Annotated in this window: 5 protein-coding genes and 2 tRNA genes; all 7 read right to left on the bottom strand. The window is 37.7% G+C overall.

What is annotated here, in order from left to right; genetic code table 11:
* Positions 1-109: 109 nt before the first annotated feature.
* Positions 110-1,441 (bottom strand): YycH family regulatory protein, encoded by a 1,332-nt coding sequence (locus ACGLXV_RS25600; RefSeq protein WP_391560844.1) that lies wholly within the window; start codon positions 1,439-1,441, stop codon positions 110-112.
* A complete protein-coding gene (gene walK, locus ACGLXV_RS25595; protein ID WP_391560843.1) occupies positions 1,438-3,276 on the bottom strand; it encodes a cell wall metabolism sensor histidine kinase WalK in 1,839 nt (612 codons plus the stop codon). The genes ACGLXV_RS25600 and walK overlap by 4 nt, the downstream gene beginning before the upstream one ends.
* Positions 3,277-3,283: 7 nt before the next feature.
* A complete protein-coding gene (gene yycF / locus ACGLXV_RS25590; RefSeq protein ID WP_119710410.1) occupies positions 3,284-3,991 on the bottom strand; it encodes a response regulator YycF in 708 nt (235 codons plus the stop codon).
* 166 nt (positions 3,992-4,157) lie between these two features.
* Complete coding sequence (locus tag ACGLXV_RS25585) at positions 4,158-5,633, bottom strand: LysM peptidoglycan-binding domain-containing M23 family metallopeptidase (RefSeq protein WP_391560842.1); 1,476 nt, start codon at positions 5,631-5,633, stop codon at positions 4,158-4,160.
* A 378-nt stretch (positions 5,634-6,011) separates the two neighbouring features.
* A tRNA-Phe gene (locus ACGLXV_RS25580) sits at positions 6,012-6,084 on the bottom strand.
* A gap of 189 nt (positions 6,085-6,273) precedes the next feature.
* Positions 6,274-6,345, bottom strand: a tRNA-Glu gene (locus ACGLXV_RS25575).
* 146 nt (positions 6,346-6,491) lie between these two features.
* Positions 6,492-7,784 carry an adenylosuccinate synthase gene (locus ACGLXV_RS25570; protein ID WP_119710412.1) on the bottom strand — a complete coding sequence of 431 codons (1,293 nt, stop codon included), beginning with the start codon at positions 7,782-7,784 and terminating at the stop codon, positions 6,492-6,494.
* Positions 7,785-8,068 lie beyond the last annotated feature (284 nt).

The raw sequence follows: 8,068 nt of genomic DNA, 5'->3' as shown, positions 1-8,068 counted from the left end.
AGAAGGATTGGTCGCATATTCATATTTGGTTGCGGTACGAATCTTTAAGAACTCATTCATAAGATAGATATTTAAAACGAAAAAGGAAAGGATAAAGATGGTTTTAATTCTACTCCAATCCATGCTTTATCCCCCCATTCTCGCTACTCGGAACCATCTTCCATTCATCGTTATACTTATAGTACCAAGCTGGTTCTAAATGAATTAGTGAATTCTGGGTAATTTCGGTAACCTTAGACATGTGATAGCCAATCGTAAGATCCTGAAGAAAATCAAGGTCAACATCTTCTACTTTTTTCAACTCCTCTAGTACACTGATACCAGAGGGAAGCGTAATTTCAGTGGCTTCCAATCTTCTTCCTAACATGAAATTACTTCGAAAATACTTATTAATTCCACTAGCATTCCAGATTTGTAAAATTTCCGATATTCCATTGTCGCCAAAGATGGGGTAACCATTTGTATCGTATAATCGGAATAATATGACCTGTTCTGACTCATCCATTCCTACATATCGATAATTATCCGTCCAGCCACCATGACTATTAATAAAATCAATACTTTTTTCCAGGAGGTGACTCGATTTCGTTGTTGTCTCACTTTCAACATCTTCTGTTTTCACATAGGAAACGGTATTTGTTTCATTATTGATACTCATTAATGTAGTAGTATCCGTGTACTCTTCACCGAAAGAGCTATAATTCTTTGACACTACATTCGGATCGCTAAATAAGGCGTCACGAAGTTTTTCTGTTGATAAGTTCACCGTTAGGTGCTTATATAAGGCAATTTTTACAGGCTCTTTTCTAAGCATCGCAAAACTTTCCCGATTAATTGGTTCGTAAAGAGCAAACTTTTCATTCCCACTTATGTCCACTAAATAACGTTCTTTAAAGTCATTTATATAAGAGGCTGAAACATATGCTCGAAGCACTTCATGTTCTTTTGAGGAGATAAAATAAACGACTCCTCCCTCTCTTGTTTCCGGCTCTAAATCAATGACAATTCGGTCAAAGTTACTTTTAGGAATATCATTACTAGGTAATTGTAACGCGCTTCGATACTCCTTTAAAGGAACAATATCAGGAAAAATAAGTTCTAAAGCATTTTTATCATAAATAAATGAAGGAATGTTTTTTACGAGTTCCGATATATCTTCAAACTCGCTAAATCCCCATAAGCTTAGTTCTTTCATTGTTTGCTCAATTTCAAAGGAATCAAATGTACCATAATGTTTCTCCCCTTGATGTAAAAACAATCGTTCAGGACGTACAATTTTGCTCAATTCCTTCGTTTCACCAAGAGATACTTCTTCAACGGTATTTCCACTTTCCTTCAAAGTGTCATAATTGGGCTGATATGTCCACAACATCCATGTAAGAAGAATGCTAAAAACAACAAGAATTAATAGGACAATAGACTTTATCGTTTCATATTTCATGTCCAGTCATCCTCCTCATTGCGATCATAAGGGAGGGTGAATGAGACCGTTGTCCCTTTCCCTTCCATACTTTCTGCCCATATCTTTCCTCCATGGGCTTCTACCATTTCTTTTGCGATGGCTAATCCTAGACCTGTTCCACCAAGCTTTCTTGTTCTTGCTTTATCCACTCGATAAAATCGTTCAAAGACCTGCTGAAGATTTTCTTTTGGAATTCCCATCCCCTGATCACTGACACTAACTACAATATGATCTTCCTTTTCCTCCACTTTAAAAGTGATTTTCCCACCCTGTGGAGAATACTTCATAGCATTTGAAATGATATTATCAAGAACTTGTGTTAGCTTGTCCGCATCTCCCTCAACAAAGGCACCATAATCTAATAGCTTTCGTTCAAAATTAGTATTTTCGTCCTTTATAATCTCAAAACGATCAATAATTCGATTAAAGAAATCTATAAAATTAAACCATTCCTTCTTAAGGCGATAATCCTTGCTATCCATCTTGGAAAGCTGAAGCAAATCATTAACAAGACGTATCATACGCTCCGTTTCTGTTTGCGTAACACTTAAAAAGTTTGGAGCGATTTCCTCGTCCTTCCATGCACCATCTGATAAAGCTTCTAAGTAGCTTCTCATTGTGGTTAGAGGTGTCCGCAATTCGTGTGATACGTTAGCAACAAATTCTCTTCTCTCTAAGTCAATTTTCTCTTGTTCCGTAATATCATGCAGAACCGTTATTAAACCATTTACAAATCCGGTTTCCTTTTGTATGACTGAAAAATTCGCCCGTAGAATAAGAGGTTTTGTAGCTGTGCTATAGTCCAAAATAAGCGACTCTTTCTCTACAAGTAAATCTTCAAACGAATAGTCTTCTTCTAAGCCTAATAAAGACACAATAGAGCTAGATAGTATTGTTTCACGTGAAACACTCAAGAGCTTTGCTGCAGGTTCATTGATAAGGATCACTCGTCCTTTTCGATCGGTAGCAACCACACCATCTGTCATATAGGAAAGAACGGATGATAACTTTCGTCGTTCACCCTCGGTTGTTGCTTGTGCCTCTTGCAACTTTTTTGTGAGGTTATTAAAAGTAATGGCCAGCTGTCCAATCTCATCATATCCGAAAACTTTTACCTTTCGAGAGAAGTTTCCTTTAGCCATTGCTTGTGCCTGCTTTCGCATGTCAGAAATCGGCCTTGTAATCGTTTGTGCCAGTAAAATTCCAAGTACTGCTGTAATCAATAATGCAATACCAGTCCCTGTGGCAAGAATATTATTAATGGTCTTCATTTGTGAATACACATTTTCTTTCTTTGCTACCAAGTATATAACACCTGTGACCTCGTCATCGGATCGAACGGGCGTAACTAACACCCAGATCCGGTTTAATGTCTGAGGATCAATTTGGGTCACTTCCTCCCCTTCATCAGCTGAAGTAGCGATGACACGCCTAATTAAGGTGTCGGTGGATCTTTGACCTACAATGCCTTGGTTATAATCATCTGAAGTTCCAATAATTTTTTGAGTACTTGCCTCTATTAAACGAACCTCTGAAATATCTGTCGTTTTAAAATCAGATAGAATCTTCTTAACAGCCTCTTCAAGTGTTGGTCCATCATCATCTGGGTTACGTTCCTTGCCTAGCTCTTCCCCTAAGTAATAGGCTAAAAGATTAACTCTCTCTTCAATAGAGGTTTCAAAATTTCGTAATAAAGTGTTTTCAAGCTGTCTAACAAAATAAACACCGATGATTTGCATCGCAATTAATATTAACAATACGTAAATCATTACAAATTTAAGATGAATAGATCGAAAGAAACCAACCTTTTTCATTTACTGATTACTCCTGTTCAGGATTTCGTAAATAATATCCAACCCCTCTTCTTGTCACAATCCATGTTGGGTGACTTGGGTTATCTTCGATTTTCTCACGAAGTCTTCTAACGGTCACATCGACTGTACGAACATCGCCAAAATAATCGTAACCCCAAACGGTTTGTAATAGATGTTCTCTCGTCATCACTTGTCCAATATGCTGGGCTAAGTAATGAAGCAGTTCGAACTCTCTGTGAGTAAGCTCGATCATTTCCCCGCGCTTTGAAACAATATAAGCATCTGGATGAATCGTCAATGAGCCTAGTTCAATCTCATTTGTCTCATCTTCTTCCTGTTGACTTAAATTTGTTTGATGTCTTCTTAAATTTGCTTTCACGCGAGCAATTAATTCCCTTGTACTAAATGGTTTTGTTACATAGTCATCTGCGCCAAGCTCAAGACCAAGAACCTTATCAATTTCAGAATCCTTTGCTGTTAGCATGATAATAGGCATTTCATATTTTTTACGAACTTCACGACATACCTCCATCCCATCTCGTTGTGGAAGCATGATATCTAGTAAGATTAAGTCTGGCATAATTTCTTCAACCATCTTTAATGCTTCATTACCATCATATGCACAATATACGTCGTACCCTTCCTTCTTAAGGTTAAATTGAAGGATATCTGCAATCGGTTTTTCATCGTCGACAACTAGTATACGTTTTTCCATTTCATAGCTCCTTTATTTGAACTGTCTATTTATTTTATCTTCCGCTATTTTTACTGTTCATAATCCTTACTTTATCATGATATGCCTATGAATTCACGTTTTTAGAAGGCATATCACTTCATTAAGAAATAGAAAACCTCTAGTTTTCACTAGAGGTATGAATATATTATCTATTTACATAATTTAGAGGGTTTTCTAAACTACCATTCTTATAAACTTCAAAGTGAAGATGGACACCTGTTGAATCTCCAGTTGAACCCATCACACCAATAGCTGACCCCTTAACAACTGTTTGGCCAACACTTACACTAATCGAAGCTAAATGCGCATAAACGGTACGCATCCCGTTATTATGGTCAATGACAATCTTGTTTCCATACCCGCCATCATACCCAGCAGATACGACTGTTCCATTGTCAGCAGCTTTAATGGTTCCACTGCTAGGACGTGCAATATCTATACCTTTATGTTGTTTGCCCCATCTAAATCCCATTTGGCTGGAGACATACCCTCCATTTGCAGGCCATACAAGGGACCCGTCACCACGAGATGGTACAACCTTTGTTCCTTTTCTAACAATATAATTAACAGGTTCTTGAAGGATCTTTTCGCTCGTAACCTCTTGAGCTACACGGATTCCGTTTTGCTCGGAGACTTTATATGTTACTTCGCGAGCCCCATCTTTCCCCTCTTGTTCTACTTTTGTATCACCTTTATACATGGTTTCATCTTCTATTACTTGATTAGCAAATGCGATTGTTTCCTTTTTTGCCTCTTCCTTCACTACTACTACTTGAAGAAGGGGTTGTAGGAAGGTTACATTCAATTCTTGCCCAATCTTTAACACACTATCTTCTGTCATCCCAGGGTTAATGGATAATAATTGTGCAATTTCCATTCCATGTGCTGAGGCGATTCCACCTAACACATCTCCCTCTTTCACAGAGTATTTCTTTTCTTCTAATGTACCCTTAGTTAAAAAGTTAACTGCTTCCTCAACAGTTAGTATTTTATCTGGAGTAACTTTTTCTACATTTTGTGAAACTTCTTTTGTGAATGAAACGTCTAATAGACGAACTTCATTTTCCTTTAGAGAAGGTAATACCACTTCAGGAGTTGCCTTACGAGTTTCCAACTCTGTTAGTTGCTCCTGTGTTACATACTTTAGCTTCAATGCATTTAACACCTGGCCCGCCTCTGCTTCACTATTTAAGTAAGCCACAGCTTTTCCATCAAGGACTAATGCTGAAGCATTTGCTTGAACGGCCAGTTTACTTTGGATGATTTCTGCAACTTCTTCGTCATTTGTTTTAGCACTAGAACTAAATACTTGCTCTGAAACATATGTAAGTTGTGAATCAACTGCTAAATCGACATTTGTATATGATTGCTTAAACTCTTCTACTTTTTCATCTAAAATATCTTGAACCACTTCTTTGTCAGAAACAGTACCAACATATTCTTTATTCATATATACATAGTATACTGTGCTTAATTTAGAGTCACTAGCAGATGCAGTACTTACACCAAATGTAAGTGCTCCTAATGCCATTGCTGATATAGCTGCCAATTTTATTGTAGGTTTTAGACTATTAGATGTGTTGATCGTTAGTTCGGAAAGTCTCTTATTGAAAAAACCCATTCTCTAATCCTCCTAGACTAGCGCAACAAAACACTTTTAGTGCTTTTAACTCTTTTTATTTTTATATTATTGCATAATAAGACTTCTTTACTTTACCATAAATAAGCCATTAAGAGTTTACTAGCACCTGATATGTAACACAAATGTATAATTAATGACATTATATTACAAAAGCTAGTCGAATGAATAGAATGATATCCTGCGTTGGTTTCCCAGCAAAACATTGATATATCAGCTTTTCCAGAAGAAACGCTTTCATTTTTCAGAAAAATCACTGAGACTATTTTCGACAAATTTCTTGGAAGAAATTTACTTGAATATTACATCTCTGTAACAAAAAAGAGGAATTTGTCATAGGACAAACTCCTCTTTCATAGATGGCTCAGGACGGAATCGAACCGCCGACACAAGGATTTTCAGTCCTTTGCTCTACCGACTGAGCTACTGAGCCATATTTAATATAAATACCCTAAATAAGTATTGCTTCGTCCTTCGTCCCGATTTTTCAAATCGGTACGCTGGATGTCTTTCCTTTGTAGCTTATTCATCGTGCTCTACCAACTGAGCTACTGAGCCGTATTTATGTATGTATTTATAAAAATTCCAACCTCTTGCTTTTGAAGAGATTGGAATAGTGTGATGACCCCTACGGGATTCGAACCCGTGTTACCGCCGTGAAAGGGCGGTGTCTTAACCGCTTGACCAAGGGGCCATATGCTTATTCGACATATTATGACGACGTTTTTTATATTAGCATAATAGCTTTATAGTTTGCAATATGTTTTTATAAAAAAAATCATTTTACTTAAATAAAATATTCGCCACTACGATTAGTGGCGAATATTGAGATTAAATTGATTAGCTTTGTCTCCATGGATTTAACACAACATTCGTTTGTGTACGATCTGGACCTACAGAGAAAATTGACAATGGAATACCTGTTAACTGCGCAATTCGCTCTAAATAGTGACGAGCATTTGCTGGTAGCTCAGCAAGTGATTTGCAGCCTGTGATGTCCTCCGTCCAGCCTGGTAGCTCTTCAAAGACTGGCTCACATTCAGCTAATGTTTTTAAGCTAGCCGGGAATTCTTCAATTACTTCCCCTTTATAACGGTACGCTACGCAGATTTTCAACGTTTCAATACCTGTTAACACGTCAATGGAATTTAGAGATAGGTCTGTGATTCCACTTACTCTTCTAGCATGTCTTACGACTACGCTATCAAACCAACCGACACGACGCGGACGTCCCGTAGTTGTACCATATTCACGGCCCACCTCACGAATTTGGTGACCAATTTCGTTATCTAATTCCGTTGGGAAAGGACCGTCCCCTACACGAGTCGTATAAGCCTTAGATACCCCAACTACGTGCTTAATTTTCGTAGGACCTACACCTGATCCGATCGTCACTCCACCTGCAACAGGATTTGAAGATGTAACAAACGGGTATGTACCCTGGTCAATATCAAGCATAACTCCTTGAGCACCTTCAAAAAGAACGCGACGTCCTTCATCAAGTGCATCGTTTAACACAACTGAAGTGTCACACACATAGTGTTTAATTTGTTGGCCATACTCGTAATACTCATCAAGAATATCTTCAATCTTAAAGCCTTCAGTCTCATATATACGCTCAAGCAAACGATTTTTTTCTTCTAGGTTACGTGCTAGCTTTTCCTCGAACACTTCACGGTCAAGAAGGTCAGCAATACGAATTCCGATACGCGCTGCCTTGTCCATATAAGCTGGGCCAATTCCCTTTTTCGTAGTACCAATCTTATTTGCTCCCTTGCTTTCTTCCTCTACTTCATCAAGGCGCAAATGGTAAGGCAAAATAACATGTGCACGGTTACTCACACGAAGATTATCTGTTGTAACACCCTTATCATGTAAGTAAGCAAGCTCTTTTACTAAAGCTTTTGGGTCTACTACCATCCCATTTCCAATCACACAAGCCTTATCACTATAGAAGATTCCAGAAGGAATTAAATGCAACTTATACGTTTCTCCGCCGAACTTAATCGTATGGCCGGCATTATTTCCTCCTTGGTAACGAGCGATCACTTCTGCATTTTCTGATAAGAAGTCTGTGATCTTTCCTTTTCCCTCGTCTCCCCATTGTGTTCCAACTACAACTACTGATGACATATAACAGCACCTCCAAAGGTAACTAACATTTTTTCGTGCAAAATCAAACATCATTAGTTTACCAATGTGAACAGCTAAAAGTCAATAAAACCCGAACGATTTTTGTAAGATTAATATTTTTTGTTCGTAATTAATTCTTTTTTCATAGAAAAAAGACTAGCCTGTTTAAAATGTACCCTATAGAGTAGACACTTTGAAAAAAGGACTACTTTATAGGGTTCTTTTTGTATACTTAATTTATTTAGTGAGAAAAACGGAATGGGGGAATCTTGATGACTAAAAAG

Origin of the sequence: Robertmurraya sp., assembly GCF_036676585.1 — a bacterium.
In the GTDB taxonomy this organism is placed as follows: Bacteria; Bacillota; Bacilli; order Bacillales; family Cytobacillaceae; genus Robertmurraya_A.
Note: the sequence above shows the minus strand (reverse complement) of the source record. Positions and strands in the feature narration are given on the sequence as shown.